This window comes from Flavobacterium sp. (assembly GCF_043778725.1).
In the GTDB taxonomy this organism is placed as follows: Bacteria; Bacteroidota; Bacteroidia; order Flavobacteriales; family Flavobacteriaceae; genus Flavobacterium.
On the sequence record NZ_JAYWFT010000047.1, the window covers coordinates 14990 to 31793 of the forward strand.

Annotated in this window: 15 protein-coding genes; 5 read left to right on the plus strand and 10 right to left on the minus strand. The window is 31.7% G+C overall.

What is annotated here, in order from left to right; genetic code table 11:
- The first annotated feature begins 57 nt into the window (after positions 1 to 57).
- Positions 58 to 741, plus strand: coding sequence for an SDR family NAD(P)-dependent oxidoreductase (locus tag ACH2CG_RS04075; RefSeq protein ID WP_395062529.1), 684 nt, complete (start codon positions 58 to 60; stop codon positions 739 to 741).
- Here the strand turns inward: ACH2CG_RS04075 and ACH2CG_RS04080 are convergent.
- Both ACH2CG_RS04080 and ACH2CG_RS04085 read right to left on the minus strand, forming a co-directional pair.
- Positions 728 to 1429: a VanW family protein gene (locus ACH2CG_RS04080; protein ID WP_395062460.1), complete on the minus strand. Its 702-nt coding sequence runs from the start codon at positions 1427 to 1429 to the stop codon at positions 728 to 730. The two genes, ACH2CG_RS04075 and ACH2CG_RS04080, sit on opposite strands and share 14 nt — an antisense overlap.
- On the minus strand, positions 1426 to 2118 hold the full coding sequence (locus ACH2CG_RS04085; protein WP_395062462.1) for a class I SAM-dependent DNA methyltransferase: 693 nt from the start codon (positions 2116 to 2118) through the stop codon (positions 1426 to 1428). Before ACH2CG_RS04085 ends, ACH2CG_RS04080 begins: the two co-directional genes overlap by 4 nt.
- Positions 2119 to 2184: 66 nt before the next feature.
- Here ACH2CG_RS04085 and ACH2CG_RS04090 point away from each other — a divergent pair, with 66 nt between their 5' ends.
- The 4 genes from ACH2CG_RS04090 (at position 2185) to ACH2CG_RS04105 (ending at position 8651) form a co-directional block, all read left to right on the plus strand.
- On the plus strand, positions 2185 to 3021 hold the full coding sequence (locus tag ACH2CG_RS04090) for a Bro-N domain-containing protein (RefSeq protein WP_395062464.1): 837 nt from the start codon (positions 2185 to 2187) through the stop codon (positions 3019 to 3021).
- Positions 3022 to 3624 (plus strand): SprT-like domain-containing protein, encoded by a 603-nt coding sequence (locus ACH2CG_RS04095; protein ID WP_395062466.1) that lies wholly within the window; start codon positions 3022 to 3024, stop codon positions 3622 to 3624.
- 72 nt (positions 3625 to 3696) lie between these two features.
- Positions 3697 to 4758 (plus strand): mannose-1-phosphate guanylyltransferase, encoded by a 1062-nt coding sequence (locus tag ACH2CG_RS04100; protein WP_395062468.1) that lies wholly within the window; start codon positions 3697 to 3699, stop codon positions 4756 to 4758.
- 98 nt (positions 4759 to 4856) lie between these two features.
- Positions 4857 to 8651, plus strand: a complete 3795-nt coding sequence (locus tag ACH2CG_RS04105; RefSeq protein WP_395062470.1) for a gliding motility-associated C-terminal domain-containing protein — start codon at positions 4857 to 4859, stop codon at positions 8649 to 8651.
- A gap of 21 nt (positions 8652 to 8672) precedes the next feature.
- Here the strand turns inward: ACH2CG_RS04105 and ACH2CG_RS04110 are convergent, their stop codons facing one another.
- From ACH2CG_RS04110 to gcvP, 8 genes are all read right to left on the minus strand, one after another.
- A complete protein-coding gene (locus ACH2CG_RS04110; RefSeq protein WP_395062472.1) occupies positions 8673 to 9437 on the minus strand; it encodes an ABC transporter ATP-binding protein in 765 nt (254 codons plus the stop codon).
- Positions 9434 to 10183 (minus strand): MlaE family ABC transporter permease, encoded by a 750-nt coding sequence (locus ACH2CG_RS04115; protein WP_395062474.1) that lies wholly within the window; start codon positions 10181 to 10183, stop codon positions 9434 to 9436. The genes ACH2CG_RS04110 and ACH2CG_RS04115 overlap by 4 nt, the downstream gene beginning before the upstream one ends.
- Positions 10184 to 10252: 69 nt before the next feature.
- A complete protein-coding gene (locus tag ACH2CG_RS04120; protein WP_395062476.1) occupies positions 10253 to 11101 on the minus strand; it encodes a glycosyltransferase family 2 protein in 849 nt (282 codons plus the stop codon).
- Position 11102: 1 nt separating this feature from the next.
- Complete coding sequence (locus tag ACH2CG_RS04125; RefSeq protein ID WP_395062478.1) at positions 11103 to 11627, minus strand: methyltransferase; 525 nt, start codon at positions 11625 to 11627, stop codon at positions 11103 to 11105.
- 74 nt (positions 11628 to 11701) lie between these two features.
- The gene (locus ACH2CG_RS04130) at positions 11702 to 12760 is read right to left on the minus strand and encodes a 3-oxoacyl-ACP synthase III family protein (protein WP_395062480.1); all 1059 of its coding nucleotides are present in this window, start codon (positions 12758 to 12760) and stop codon (positions 11702 to 11704) included.
- Between the two features lie 131 nt (positions 12761 to 12891).
- Positions 12892 to 13269 carry a group III truncated hemoglobin gene (locus ACH2CG_RS04135; protein WP_395062482.1) on the minus strand — a complete coding sequence of 126 codons (378 nt, stop codon included), beginning with the start codon at positions 13267 to 13269 and terminating at the stop codon, positions 12892 to 12894.
- Between the two features lie 142 nt (positions 13270 to 13411).
- A complete protein-coding gene (locus ACH2CG_RS04140; RefSeq protein WP_395062484.1) occupies positions 13412 to 13732 on the minus strand; it encodes a hypothetical protein in 321 nt (106 codons plus the stop codon).
- A 48-nt stretch (positions 13733 to 13780) separates the two neighbouring features.
- On the minus strand, positions 13781 to 16624 hold the full coding sequence (gcvP, locus tag ACH2CG_RS04145; protein ID WP_395062486.1) for an aminomethyl-transferring glycine dehydrogenase: 2844 nt from the start codon (positions 16622 to 16624) through the stop codon (positions 13781 to 13783).
- Positions 16625 to 16804 lie beyond the last annotated feature (180 nt).

Here is a 16804-nt window from a genome sequence, read left to right on the forward strand (position 1 = left end):
TTATTTCATCTGTTCGCTTTTCAAGCTCGGGTCACGAACACAAAAAAACAATTTAAAATTGTGAGTAAAAATATAATCATAACAGGAACTTCTCGCGGAATTGGATACGAATTAGCATTACAATTTGCCAATGAAGGACATCAAGTTTTAGCCATTTCAAGAAAAACACCACAAGAATTAATTAATAATCCAAATATCACTTGTCTTTCAGTTGATATTTCGGTTGAAGATGAAATGCAAGAGATTTATAAATTTATTTCTTCCGCTTGGAAAAATGTAGATATTCTTATCAATAATGCTGGAAGTTTGATTAATAAACCATTTTCACAACTAGCACAAAAAGACTTTGAAAGTGTTTACAAAGTAAATGTTTTTGGTGTTGCAAACTTAATAAGAACGTGTTTGCCTTATATGCAAAAAGGAAGTCATGTCGTTTCAATAAGTTCGATGGGCGGAATTCAAGGAAGCATGAAATTTCCTGGTTTAGCAGCTTATTCATCAAGTAAAGGTGCAGTAATTACATTGTCAGAATTGTTGGCAGAAGAATATAAAGAACATGGAGTTGCATTCAATGTTTTAGCTCTTGGAGCTGTAAATACTGAAATGTTGCAAGAAGCATTTCCTGGGTATGAAGCGCCAATTTCTCCTACAGAAATGGCAGATTATATCTTTAATTTTGCCCTAACTGGAAATAAATTCTATAATGGAAAAGTGTTGCAGGTGAGTTCTACAACGCCATAAATTTATAGTTGGAATGGTAATGTTGTTTGGAATTAATTATTGATACAACTTCAACATGATTTTCTTTATATTTTCTTATAAAATCTAAAGTACATTCTTCAATTTTTTCTTGACTTTTTAGTTTGCAAATGATTTTGTCTTCTTCAAATGAAAGTGAAAATTGAATAGGAAATGTATGATTATTTTTAATTCTCAAATCTTTGTATCCATAAACCACAGTTGCGTCTGAACCCAATGGTGTAAAGCGTTCGTCTTCTTTATAAATATCTACCGAATGATTGTAACGTTCTACTATTTCTAAATTTCCTTTTAAAGCTGTAAAATAAATAATACTGGAAAGCTGACATAATCCGCCACCAATTTCTTCACAAACTTTACCTTTTATAATATTTCTTCCAGTTTTAAATCCGTTTTTTTCTAATGGCGAACCAATAACTTTCCAAAAAGAAAAGATTTCATTCGAATTGATAATTACTGTTTCTACTTTGCTTGAAGCGATTTTTAAATTGTGAACTTTATTGTCGTAAAATGCTCCTTGTTTAATTTCTTGAATAGTAGAAATTGAATGTGTAAAAGATATTTTTTCATTAGTAGCTTTTGCAAAATCAATATTATTGTCAGATAAAAAACGTTTAGCCAAACGAAATTTCAATTTTAAATGCTTCGGAATAATAGATTTTAAATTCATTTTTTTTCTAATTCAACGATTATATAAGAAGCATATTCTTTTAAAAAGGAGTTACAAAGTAAAGTGTCAATTTTGCCCAAAAAAGGTCTTATCCAAGTTGGAAATCTGTGAATTGGAAAGAAAAGAATTCCGTTGTAGGTTTTTAATTTCCAATTATTTTCTGTCATTTTTCGAATTTCTGCCATAGAAAAATCATTAGCGGCATGCCAATTTTCAGATTTATAATTAATTAATTTTCGTCTCTTTTTAGATGGAAAATCAAAAATTAGTTTGCCGTTTAAAATTAGTTTTTTGTGTGATTCAGCTAAAAAATCTTCAGTTATTTCAAGGTCTAAATGCATAATTACATGAAGAGAAAAAATCAAATCGAAATAATTTTCGGGATGAGGAATGTTAGAAACTGAACCTTCTTTAATTGCTACATTAGGGAATTTAGATTGTGCTATTTCAATCATTCTCGGACTAATATCAACTCCATGATTTGCAAATTCTAAGAATCTACCTGTTCCACAACCTAAATCTAAGGTATTTTTGAATGCATTTTTCTCCAGAACTAACTTTAAAAATATACGTTCTTGTTGATCAATATATTTTCCATAGGAGTTTTCAAATCGATTGCTATCGTATGTTGGTGCTAAATCGTCGTAATATTTTTTAATTGTATCAATCATTTCATAAATGTATGGCATTTCTAACAAAAATAAATAAATTTGTAATTACAAGTAAACTACTTTTTTTAAATAAATTATACAAACATGACAAAAGTAAACGCCATTCAGTTATTTGAAGAAAAAAATGTTAGAACCATTTGGGATTCTGAACAGGAAAAGTGGTTTGTTTCTGTTATTGATGTAATAGCAATATTAACAGAAAGTGTAGATGCGAATGCCTATTGGAGAAAATTAAAACAACGACTAAAAGCTGAAGGAAATGAAACCGTGACGAATTGTCACGGTTTGAAAATGATTGCATCTGATGGTAAAATGCGTTTAACAGATGTTGCTGATACTGAGCAACTTTTTAGATTAATTCAGTCTATTCCTTCGCCAAAAGCGGAACCATTTAAACTTTGGTTGGCTCAAATTGCCTCTGAAAGATTAGATGAAATGCAAGATCCTGAATTAACAATCGATAGAGCATTAGAACAATATTTACAATTAGGATATTCCGAAAATTGGATAAATCAACGATTGAAAAGTATTGAAATTCGTAAAGAACTTACTGACGAATGGAAAAGTAGAGGATTGAAAGAAGGACAACAATTTGCAACTTTAACCGATATAATTTCCAATTCTTGGTCGGGAAAAACCACCAAAGAATATAAAATTTTGAAAGGATTAAAAAAAGAAAACCTTCGTGATAACATGACCAATACCGAATTGATATTAAATATGTTAGCCGAAGCTTCTACTAAAGATATTTCTCAAGCAGTAAATCCTGAAACATTTGAAGAAAGTAAAAAAGTAGCTAAACAAGGCGGAAATGTTGCCAAAGTTGCTATGAAAGAGTTAGAAGCCAAAACTGGAAAAAAAGTAGTTTCTTCGCTTAACGCCAAATCATTGTTGGAATTAAATAAGAATATTGATAAATAAATGAGCGAAGTCCTATCTAAATACCTTCCTGAGCATGCAGTTGCGTTATGTTTTGAATTAATCAAAGCCAATTCGGTGCATTTGAAAATCGTTAGTGAGCGACAAACGCGTCATGGAGATTATCGAAAAGGACTTTCGGGCAAACATGAAATTACCGTAAATGCCAATTTGAATAAATATAGATTTTTGATAACTTTAGTCCATGAAATTTCACATTTAGCAGCTTTCGAAAAGTTTGGAAGAAATATAAAACCGCATGGAGTAGAGTGGAAGATGACATTTCAGCGATTGATGGTTTCTTTTATTCGCCCAGAAATTTTTCCGCATTCGGTGTTGCCTTTGGTTGCTAATCATTTTAGAAATCCAACCGCAAGTAGTGATACCGATGCTAAATTAGCTTTTGCATTAAAACAATTTGACGAACGAAAACCCGATATTCATTTCATACATGAAGTACCAAGTGGAAGTTTATTCAGAATAAAAAACGGAAGAATTTTTCAAAAAAAAGGACTTCGAGTAAAACGATATGAATGTATTGAAGTAAATACTGGAAGAACTTTTTTGTTTAACGCTAATGCAGAAGTTGAAATAATTCCGGGATAATATTATGTGATTAATTGAATTTAATATCAGAACTTTGCGACTTAGTGCCTTTGTGGCAAAAAAACTTTATTTATGAATAAAAATTATTACGCAATATTAATGGCTGGTGGAGTAGGCTCACGTTTTTGGCCAGTTTCTACCACTGAGCTTCCTAAACAATTTCACGATATGTTGGGTGCAGGAAGTACTTTAATTCAAAAAACGTTTAGTCGCTTGTCAAAGTTGATTCCGGCAGAGAATATTTTTATTTTAACAAATGAGCGTTACAACGACTTGGTTTTGGAACAATTGCCAACGGTAAAACAAGAGCAAATTTTGTTAGAACCAGCAATGCGAAATACTGCACCATGTATTTTATATGCCTCATTAAAAATTCAAAAAGTAAATCCACATGCAGTTATGGTTGTTGCACCAAGTGATCATTGGATTGAAGATGAAGACGAATTTGCAAATAACTTAAAACAATGTTTTGATTTTTGTGAAAAGGAAGATGCTTTAATGACTTTAGGAATTCAGCCGACGTTTCCAAATACTGGTTTTGGTTACATAGAATTTGATAAATCGGATGAAAATGCAATTAAAAAAGTAAATCAGTTTAGAGAAAAACCCAATTACGAAACCGCAAAATCATTTTTAGATCAAGGCAATTTCCTCTGGAATGGCGGAATTTTTATTTGGAGTGCTAAATCCATAACATCAGCATTTGAAAAATTTCAACCACAAATGAACTCCTTGTTTCTACAAGGTTTAGAAAGTTATAATACAAGTTTAGAGCAAGATTTTATTAATAAAAATTATGCCAAGGCAGAAAACGTTTCAATAGATTATGCCATAATGGAAAATGCTAAAAACGTATATGTTTTACCAGCAACTTTCGATTGGAATGACCTTGGAACTTGGGGACAACTTCATGAAAAAATTGACAAAGACGAAAATAATAATGGTGTTATAAATGCCAAAGTTATTTTAGAAAATGCATCGAATAATATTATACGTTCCGATGCTAATAAAATTATAGTTATAGACGGTTTACACGATTACATTATTGTTGATAAAGAAGGAGTTTTAATGATTTATCCTAAAAGTAAGGAACAAGATATTAAACGAATTACTGGGTTGGCTAATGAGTTGTAAAATAAAAATAGAGAAAAACAGTCATTTTGTTTTATTGATAGAAAGTATGTTTTGAAATAAGTGTATCTTTATAATTAATAAATAATAATCATGAGCTTATGTGTAATCGTTTTAAATTTAGTACATGTCTTTTTTTATTTTTTATTTTATCTCAATCTTCATTCGCTCAACTGTCTAGTTTTTCTTTAAACGTTACAAAATCTGATGAGTCTTGTACTGGAAATGGAACGCTTTTCTTTAATGTTTCTGGAATTTCTACCGGAGCGTCAGTTTTTTATAGTATTTATAGTTTACCCAATACAACCTCGCCAATAACAGTAGTTTCAACCAATACTTTTTCGGGTTTAAGTGCCGGAATTTTTAGAGTTATTGCAACGCAAACTCTCGGTAATTCAAGTAATACGCAACAACAAGATATACAAATTTTAGATTCGAGAACATTACTTACCTATCAAGTTTCTAGTCAACAAATAAATTGTATTTCTGCTAATGTAGTTGTAACTGTTTTATCAGGAAATCCAGTTAGTTATGAAATTGTTTCTGGGCCACTAATTGTTGCGCCTCAAACTTCTAACGTTTTCAATAATCTAGGCGCTGGTGTCTATAATATTAGGGTAAATGACTCTTGTGGCGATGGTGTAGTACAAACTTTTACTTTGAGTTTATCAAATCCTCTCACTTTAAGTATGAATAATTTTTCTACAAAATGCACACTTCTATCTTGTAATTCTGTTGCAACAGAATTCTGGATAAATGCAGCTACTAATACAATAATAAATTATCCGCTTTCAGTTCAATATACAATTTTCCCTCCTTCTGGCGGAGCACCATTAATTCAAAATCAAATTGTAACATCTGGAAATAGTATTTCTCAAGCCATAACTTCTGCAATTCCATTTTATCACAATCAGCCCTATTTATTAAACATTAAGGTAACAGATCTTTGTGGAAATAGTTATTATTACAATCCAACACTAATCAATCTTCAATATTCTGTAAATTCACAACAAATAATGGTTGGTTGCTTAAAAGGAATTCAAATTAGTCTATGTGTTTTTCTTCCTCCTTATACTGTAAATTTTCTTTCAGCTCCAGCAGGTTTTAATCCAGTTTTATATAATAATTTGCATCCAGGACCATTTAATCCAGATTTTGTAAACTATGTTTCTTTACCTTCTAGCCAAATTCCAAATGGAAATTATACCATTGAAGTTGCAGATTCTTGTGGTAGAGTTTTACAAACTCAAGTTCTTATTCAAGATGTTCTTCCGGGTTATGAATTCGTTGTAGATCGCGATGAATGTAGTGGAAATACTATTGTTAGAATTCCAAATGGTGGACCAAGTGTTGTTTCGGTAGTAATTACAACTGCTCCATCTTCTTTCAATCACGCTCTTCCTTATGATGTTTCATTTAATATAAACTCAGGCTCTTTTCAAATGGCTTTACCACCAGGAACATATACCTTTGAAGGTGTTGACGTTTGTGGCCAATCATTTAGCTACGTTATTATTATCCCAATTAAAGTTGTCAATATTACTACTTCTGTTGTTAATCCAATTGGTTGTTCCAATAATGGTGTTATAAGTGTGCAAGCCAGCGGCACAATGTTGTCATCAATTGTAATAACTCAAGCACCAAGTAACTTTAATCATGTTCTTCCTTACAATGTTTCTAATACAATTATTGGTTCGGCTAATATATTGGCAGATATAGATAGTTTGCCATCAGGTACTTATGTCTTGTATGTTACTGATTCTTGTGGCATTCATTATATTAAAAGTGTAGTTGTTGCATCTTCAATATCACAATTGCCTTTACAATTATTTGAAATGAAAGGTTGTGGTGAAAACCTCGATTCTATCTCGCTTTCAAGTCCAAACGGAGCTTTACAATCGGTTATAATTACGGCAGCACCATCAAGTTTTTCTAATCCTGTTCCTTTCAATGTTAGTGCTAACATAACTAATAATGGTATTTTTTATATGAATTCACTACCACAAGGAACTTATACTTTTTATTCTAAAGACATTTGTAATGTTGAGCGCACAGAGACCATTCAGATTATTGGATACCATCAAATAAATAATACAATTCAAGTAATAGGAAATTGTAGTTCGTTCAATTTAAACATGAATTATACAGACAATAATGCAAATTCTCATAACTTTTGGTTACAAAAATTTAATCCAATTACTAATCAATGGACGCATCCCATTACTGGTGTTCCTTACGTAACAAATTCAATTCCTACCCAAACCAATTCTTATTTACTTACAAATCTTTCGGTCAATTTTAATATTGCTTCTTTAGGTCAATTTAGAATAGTACAAGAATATTATTATTATTCTAATGGCGATTGGGCAGTAATTCCTTGTATTGAAACTATTAAAACTTTCGACTTTACAGGTGAATTAAAAATAATTACCGCTTACGGAATTCCTTGCGTTTCCTCGGGATCACAGATTTTTATAATTGCAGATGGTGTTGCTCCTTTAAGCTATAAAATAACCACAAAAGATGGACTTCCTTTTATTGTCAATAATGGAACATCTAATGCTTTTTCTGGCTTGCAACCCGGAATTTATAATTTTAAAGTAGAAGATGTGTGTGGTAATGTTGTAAATAGACTTTATGATATTGCAAATTTGCCTGTACCAATTGTCACAGCTACTAATTTGTGTGATGGGTTAAATGGGGAACTGTCTGTACAATCTTTTCCGCTTTTAAACTATCAATGGTGGAAAGGAACCAACACTTCAACTATTTTAAGTACTTCAAATATTTTAAATTTTATTCCATTTAATAGTTCTAATGATTCAGGCACGTATTATATTAGGGTTTATTCTTCCAATTCTAATTCTTGTGTTGACCGAATAATTCCTTATACTGTGCCAGCAACAAATAATCCAAATGCTGGTCAAGACGGAAGTTTGATAATTTGCGGAAGCACGACAACAATTAATTTATTTTCTCTGCTGGTTGGAAATTATGATCTTGGAGGAATTTGGGAAGAAGTTTCTAATAGCGGAATGCTCGTTGGAAGCAATTGGTCACCACTTGGATTGCCTTATGGAATTTATGTTTTTAAATATAAAGTTACAGGTTTTTGTAATATTATTGATGAAGCTTCTATTGTTATAACATACAATCCTATTGCAGAGGCACCAATTATTTCAGCAAATTTAAGTTATTGTGAAAACGAAAATATACAGTTTTCTGTGCAATCAATAGCAAATGCTACCTATCAATGGAGTGGGCCAAATAATTTTTCGTCAACTAGTCAAAATCCAACAATTGTAAATAGTACGCTACAAGATTCAGGAATTTATACTGTTACTGTATCAGTAAATGGGTGTCAATCATCTTCATATAGTGACATTGCAGTTCTTTCAATTCCTCAATTTACCTATCAATCATCTTGTGTGAATGGAGCATATACCGTTTTAATTAGTCCAATAAACAATTCGTTTAATGCTAATTCTGCAACTTATCAATGGATTGGGCCAAATGGATTTTCTAGTTCTAATAATCCAATTATAATTACTAATCAATCACAAGGAAATTATTCTGTGATTGTAACCAACAACGAAGGCTGTTCGATAAATCAATCAATATTAGTTCCTTTTACTTTTTGTGATTTCCCAAATGTTATTACACCCAATGAAGATGGAAACAATGATACTTTTGATCTTTCAGGATTTGATATCTCTAAATTTCAGGTTTTCAATAGATGGGGTAGCATAGTTTATGAAGAAAATAATTATACCAACCAATGGCATGGACAAAATAAAAGCAATGGAGATTTACCAGATGCTACTTATTTTTATTATGTACAATTAAAATCGGGCGAAGAAAAACACGGATGGGTTTTACTAGCCAAAGGTCATTAAATAATTTATGTTTTTAAATAATTATTCGCCTTTGTTTTGAGATTTTCTAATTTTTTTGAAAAGATTAGAAGAATAAACAAAATCTACAATAGCTTCATTGTCGGTTTTAAAGATTTCTTTTTTAGAACCTTCCCATGCGAGTATTCCTTCTTTAAGGAAGACAATTTTTTCGCCAATTTCCATTACAGAGTTCATATCATGCGTGTTTACAACGGTTGTAATATTATACTCTTGTGTAATTTCTTGAATTAAATTGTCAATTAAAATTGCAGTTTTTGGGTCTAATCCTGAGTTGGGTTCGTCACAAAATAAGTATTTTGGATTATTTACAATAGCTCTTGCAATGGCAACACGTTTTTGCATTCCTCCAGAAATTTCAGATGGTTTTTTAGTATTGGCATTAATAAGATTTACTCTATCAATTACTATATTTACACGCTCTTTAATTTCTTCGGGAGTTTTTTCAGTAAACATTTTTAACGGAAAACCAATGTTTTCTTCAACAGTCATACTGTCAAACAAAGCACTTCCTTGAAAAACCATGCCTATTTCTGTGCGCAAAGCACGTTTTTCGTCAGATGATAATTCAGTATAAATTCTCCCATCAAATGAAATTGTTCCAACATCTGGAGTGAAAATCCCTAGTAATGATTTTAATAAAACCGTTTTCCCTGAACCACTTTGACCAATTATTAGATTAGTTTTTCCAGTTTCAAAAGTGGTTGTAATTCCTTTTAAGACTTTCGAATCACCAAATGATTTTTCTACATTTTTAACTTCTATCATGATGTCAAAAGTAATTGAGTTAAAATATAATTTACTAAAATAATAACTACTGAAGTCCAAACGAATGCTACAGTACTTGCTTTTCCAACTTCAAGTGCGCCACCTTTCATAAAATAGCCATGAAAAGAAGGAATTGTCGCCAAAATCAAAGCAAAAACTATAGTTTTTATAAAAGCATAAGCAATATGAAACGGAATAAAATCTGTTTGGATACCCGAAATAAATTCGTTACTTGATGTAAAACCACCATAAACACCGGCCATCCAACCTCCCAAAATTCCTAAAAACATAGCTATTCCAATCAAAAATGGATAAAGTAAAAGAGCAATTATTTTAGGAAAAACCAAATAGTTTAATGAATTTACACCCATAACTTCAAGCGCGTCAATTTGCTCGGTAACACGCATGGTTCCTATACTTGACGTGATAAACGAACCCATTTTACCTGCCATAATTATAGAAATAAATGTTGGAGCAAACTCTAAAATCACCGATTGTCGAGTTGCAAAACCGATGAGGTATTTTGGAATTAAAGGATTTGTTAAATTTAATGCGGTTTGAATTGCAACAACTCCACCAACAAAAAAAGATATAAAAGCAACAATTCCAAGCGAATCAATAATTAAGTCGTCAATTTCTTTGAAAATTAAACCTTTCATTACTGACCATTTTGTAGGCTTATTGAATACTTCTTTTAGCATTAAGAAATATTTTCCTATTTGCGATAAATAGCGAACTAGCATCATAGTTTTTAAATATGGTCAAAAATAGTGAGAAGTTGCGAGTTATGAGGTATGAGTTGTAAGTTTTTTAATTTAAAACAACTTTTCTTTCATTTTTTCAATACGGTAATTTCTAATAAATTTTGCCTGTTCATCAGATACTAAAAGAGGTTTTTTCTCTGATTTCGCTTTCCAAAAACCTTTTATGTAATCTATAAAAAGCAATGGTTTTTTCTTCATCATTGCCAATTTTGCAGAAGCTATTGAAGTAATCCAAAATCCATATCCTAAAGTATAAAACGCTTCGCCTTGTTTGTAACGAGCTGTTTTATTATAGTTTGCACCAGTTGGTTTTAAATGCTTCACTTTTAAAGAGGCATCGGTAACCACGTTCCAATTGTAGAAGTTACAAAGCAATTCATCAACTGTATCCCAACCCATAGCTGGTTTTAAGCCGCCAATTTGTTTGAAAGTTTCTTTTCTATAGGCTTTAAATGCACCTCGAATGTGATCTTTATCAGTAAGATTTTCTAAAATAAATGTGCCGTTTTTTTCAATGTAAGCAAATCCGCCTACCATTCCAATTTTAGAATCCGATTGAAAATGCTTGATAATTGTTTCAAAATAATTTGCAGGAAAAATTAAATCGGCATCTGCTTTTACAATAAAATCATAATGGTTATCAAGACTTTCAAAGCCAGTTTGAAATGCCTGAATAACTTTGCTGCCAGGAAGATGAATCAATTCGGAAGTTTTTTCAATCAAATCTATAAAAGGATATTTTTTTATAAAGTCTAAAACAATATCTGAAGTTGCATCGCTAGAATTGTCATTTACAACTACAATTTTTGTTGGTAAAACGGTTTGTTCTACCAAAGATTGCAAGGTTAATGCAACAAATGCTTCTTCGTTATGAGCAGGAATTACGATATAATATTTCATTTTATTTTACTTTTTCGGCAAAAACAATATAATATCTAGGAGTAAAATATCTTAGTAAAGGTCTAAATCCAATTTTCTTTACAGGATGTGTAAATTTTTCTTTAGCAGTAATTTTCCATCCTGTTTTTTCCAATAGCCAATCCAGTTGCCAGTCTTCAAATTCATGATAATGCCTGTCCCACATATCGGTTTTATTTCTGTATGCAGGCGAAAACCATAAACGTAACGGAATTGAAATCAATAACTTTTCACATTTTACATTTTGTAAAATCGTGTAAGGATTTAGTAAATGTTCGAAAATTTCAAAAGCCGTGAAAACTGTATAACTTTCTGTTTGTAAAGCAGTTTGATTATTGTCTAAATCTTCTCCTGTAGTGTTTTTAACGTCATAACCATTTTCTTCCATTATTTTGGAAAACGGATTTGGAACACCTAAATCTAAAATGGTTTCAGTTGTATCAACGTGTTTTTGTAGAAACTCTAAAGTGTGTTTGAAGCGTTTATTTGGAAATGTTTTTTCGTACATGAAGAATAAAATTTATGCTGCAAATGTAATAATTTTTACTTCTTACTTCGTAAATTCTACTTCGTAGTTTTCATTTACATTTTATAAACAATTGCATTTACATTCATTCCAGCGCCAACAGAAGCAAACATAATTACATCACCTTTATTTAATTCTTGGTTTTCAATTTCTCCTTTTACCAAAGAATCATACAATGTTGGAACGGTTGCCACACTTGAATTTCCAAGTTTATGAATGCTCATTGGCATAATTCCTTGCGGTACTTCTTTGTTATAAAGCTTGTAAAAACGTTGAATAATTGCTTCATCCATTTTTTCATTAGCTTGATGAATCAATATTTTTTTCAAGTTATTAATATCAATTCCGCTGTTGTCAAGACATTCCTTCATGGCTTGAGGAACGTTTATTAAAGCAAATTCGTAAATTTTTCGTCCGTGCATTTTTATGTAGCGAACATCTGGATTATGGTTTGTATTGAATGACTTTCCAAAGAATAAAAAGTTGGCTTCGTCATAGGCAAAAGTTGCAGACTCGTGTGCTAAAATTCCGCCATCGTCATTGGTTGCTTCAATAATTGTTGCTCCTGCACCATCAGAATAAATCATAGAATCTCTATCGTGTGGATCTGTAACTCTGGATAAAGTTTCGGCACCAATAACCAAACACTTTTTGGCCATTCCAGCTTTTATAAATGCAGTTGCCTGAATTACACCTTCAACCCAACCAGGACAACCAAAAAGCATGTCGTAAGCGACACATTTTGGGTTTTTAATGCGTAAATTATGCTTTAACTTTGAGGCTAAACTAGGTAACATATCACCTTGAATTGCACCTTTTTTTACATCGCCAAAATTGTGTGCGAATATTATATAGTCTAAAGTTTCGGGATCTATTGTAGCATTTTCAATAGCTTTTTTTGCAGCTAGTGTAGCAATATCAGATGTTTGTAAATCATTTGATGCATATCTGCGCTCTTCAATTCCGGTAATTCCTTTGAATTTTTGAGTAATAATTTCATTAGATTGCGGAAAAGGTGTTCCATCATCATTCAAAAATTCGTGATTTGAAAAATCTTTATTACACACTATTTCGGTAGGAATGTAACTTCCAGATCCAGTTATTTTTATATTCATCGCGGTTGTTAATGATAAATTCTAATGTAAATTTAAAGATAATAAATCAATTTATAACATAAAAATTATTATGCGCGCATACTATTGTGGAATTATCAATATTTTCTATTATTTTTATTAATAATATAATATTAATGCTTTTTTTGTGAAATTTTTATTTGCATCACTGTCCCAATATTTAAGGCTTGTGTTTTTATTTTTTCTGAATTTTCTCCTTTAAAGTTTTCATCAACTGCAGAAAAAAAGTGGCTCAACCAAATTTTAAACAACTCTGGCGTAAGATATTCTTTGTCATTTATATCCAAATGAATTTGAGTAAGATTCTTAGAATAACCACCAGTTCCTAAAATGGCTTGCGACCAAAATATTACCAAAATTGGTAAATGCTCTAAAATATTTATTTTTACAATATCTGTAAATATATAAGATATCGATTCGTCTGAAAGTAGTTTTTGATAAAAATTATCGACCAATAAATATAAGTCTTCTTGGTTTTGAATGTCGTTCATTATATTTTTTAATTTTCAAAAGTATCTAAATCGAATTATAAATTTACTGATAAAAATCAGTTTCAAAGAAAAAGGTTTCAAAAATTAATCTGAAACCTTTATTAATGTTCTTTTATTTAATGAAAATAGATGGTTAGATTTACTATTCTAACTTTTCTAAAAAAATAGTATCACCATATTTCCCATTAGTCACAACTGCTTTTCTGTATCCAGGCTTTGAAAATTCAACTGTTATTTTTTGTTCTTTAAACAAGATGATTCCCATTTCATTACAAACTACATAGTTTCCAATGCTATCGGTAAACATAGTTTTTATCCCAGTTTTCACAACACAGTTTACACTGTCTAATGGCAAGTTTGTTTGTTTATCTCTTATGTTTCCACTCATACATTTAAATCCTTCACAACTTAATTGTATTGTAGATAACGAAATCAAAACTAATAAAATTTTGCTGTTATTCATTTTAAGTTAAAATTTTACTTCGTGCCTCTAATTTTGTACTTTGTACTTTTACATATAAGCCTCAATAGGAGCGCAACTACAAACTAAATTCCTGTCACCATAAGCTTCATCTGCTCGACGAACGGTTGGCCAAAATTTATTATCTGCAACATAATCCAACGGAAATGCCGCTTGTTCACGTGTGTATGGATAAATCCAATTGTCAGTTGTAACCATCATTAATGTATGTGGTGCATTTTTCAAAACGTTGTTAGAATCGTCTGCTGTTGCAGCTTCAATTTCTTTTCTGATAGCAATCATAGCGTCGCAAAAACGATCTAATTCTTCCAGATTTTCACTTTCTGTAGGTTCAATCATTAACGTTCCTGCAACTGGAAATGAAACTGTTGGAGCATGAAACCCATAATCCATCAATCGTTTTGCAATATCAGTAACTTCGATTCCTTTTTCTTTAAATGGACGACATTCCAAAATCATTTCGTGAGCCGCGCGTCCCTTTTCTCCTGAATATAACGTATCATAATGTCCGTTTAATTTTTCTTTAATATAGTTTGCATTTAAAATTGCATATTCTGTAGATTTTTTCAAACCTTCTGCACCAAGCATGCAAATATATCCATAAGAAATTAAGCAAACCAAAGCTGAACCCCAAGGCGCAGCAGAAATTGCCGTAATTGCGTTTTCGCCTCCAGTTGGAATTACAGGATTTGTTGGTAAAAACGGAACCAATTGTGGCGCAACGCATATTGGACCAACTCCAGGACCACCGCCACCATGCGGAATTGCAAATGTTTTATGTAAATTTAAGTGACAAACATCAGCACCAATTGTTGCCGGATTTGTTAATCCAACTTGAGCATTCATATTCGCACCATCCATATAAACTTGTCCGCCATTATCGTGGATAAGTTGTGTAATTTCTCTAATTGCGCTTTCAAAAACTCCGTGCGTTGAAGGATAAGTTACCATTAAACATGACAAATTATCTTTGTGTAAAAGTGCTTTTTCACGTAAATCATCTACATCGATGTTTCCGTTTTCTAATGTTTTTGTAACCACAACCTGCATTCCTGCCATTGCCGCCGAAGCTGGATTTGTTCCGTGTGCAGATGAAGGAATTAAAGCAATATTTCTGTGATAATCGCCGCGAGATTGGTGGTATGCACGAATAACCATTAATCCTGCATATTCTCCTTGAGCACCAGAATTGGGTTGTAAAGTTGTTCCTGCAAAACCAGTAATTACATTTAATTGTTGTTCTAATTTAGCTAACATTTCTTGGTAACCTTGCGCTTGATCTAATGGTGCAAATGGGTGAATATTATTCCATTGTGCCATGCTTAAAGGCAACATTTCTGAAGCTGCATTCAATTTCATTGTGCAAGATCCAAGAGAAATCATCGAGTGATTTAAAGCCAAATCTTTGCGTTCTAACATCTTGATGTAACGCATTAAAGCGGTTTCCGAATGGTATTTATTGAAAACATCATGTTGTAAAAAAGTTGATGTTCTAATTAAGTTATTAGAAATAATTGACACATTTTCTAATTGACTAATTGACACATTTTCTTTTCCTGTCGCTTCCGCAAATATCGAAACGATTTTATTTAAATCATCAATACTTGTTGTTTCGTTTAGCGAAATTGAAACTGTATTTTCATCAACATAATAAAAGTTAACTTCATTTAATTCTGCAATTTCTTTAACTTTTTTAGCATCAGTTTTGATTACAATTGTATCAAAATATGCTGTATTTGTTTGATATAAACCTAATTTTTCTAATTCGTTTGCCAGTGTTACAGTCGAAGAATGCACTTTATCAGCAATATATTTTAAACCTTTTGGACCATGATAAACCGCATACATTCCTGCCATAACAGACAATAAAACCTGAGCTGTACAAATGTTGGAAGTCGCTTTATCACGTTTGATATGTTGTTCACGAGTTTGTAAAGCCATTCTCAAAGCACGATTTCCATTGGTATCAACAGTAACGCCGATAATTCTTCCTGGCATCGAACGTTTGTATTCGTCTTTTGTAGCAAAAAAAGCAGCATGTGGTCCGCCATATCCTAACGGAATTCCGAATCGTTGTGTCGTTCCAAAAACTACGTCGGCACCCATTTCTCCTGGTGAAGTTAATTTTACTAATGATAAAATATCGGCACCAACGGCAACTTTAATTTCGTTAGTTTTTGCTTTAGCGATAAATCCAGCATAGTCATTAACTTGACCGTGTTTTCCTGGATATTGAAGAATTGCTCCGTAAAATTCATTTGAAAAATCAAATTCTTCGTGATTTCCTATTACTAATTCCACACCAATTGGCGTAGAACGTGTTTGTAAAACAGATAATGTTTGCGGTAAAATCTCTTCAGAAACGAAGAATTTATTCACATTATTTTTTTTCTGATCTCTAGAACGAACGTCAAAAAGTAACGCCATTGCTTCGGCAGCAGCAGTTCCTTCGTCTAGAAGTGAAGCATTTGCAATTTGCATTCCAGTTAACTCGATAACCATGGTTTGAAAATTCAAAATTGCTTCCAATCGACCTTGCGCAATTTCTGCTTGATAAGGTGTGTAAGCTGTGTACCAACCCGGATTTTCAAAAACATTTCTCTGAATTACAGCTGGAATTATAGCTTGATTATATCCCAAACCAATATACGATTGGAACATTTTATTTTTGTCACCTAATTTTTTTATGTGGTTTGCAAATTCGTATTCGGTCATTGCAGGTTCCAAATCTAAATCGGCTTTTAAGCGAATATCACTAGGTATTGTTTCAAAAATTAATTGATCTATCGTTTCAGCATCAATAGTTTTCAACATATGTTGTAGGTCGTTTTCGTTTGGACCTATGTGGCGTAATGCAAATGCGTCTGTTTTCATTTAATTAAATAAAATATAAAGTTTTGTGTGTTGTTTTGCGAGAACAAAAGTAATTATTAAACTTCTAATTTTTAGTTAAACAAGACGTAATATTTTGAGAAATTGTTAACTAAAATCGTGTCTTATTAACAGATTGATTAATTTTGTAAGATGCAATTTTTAAAGAAACTTTTCAATTTT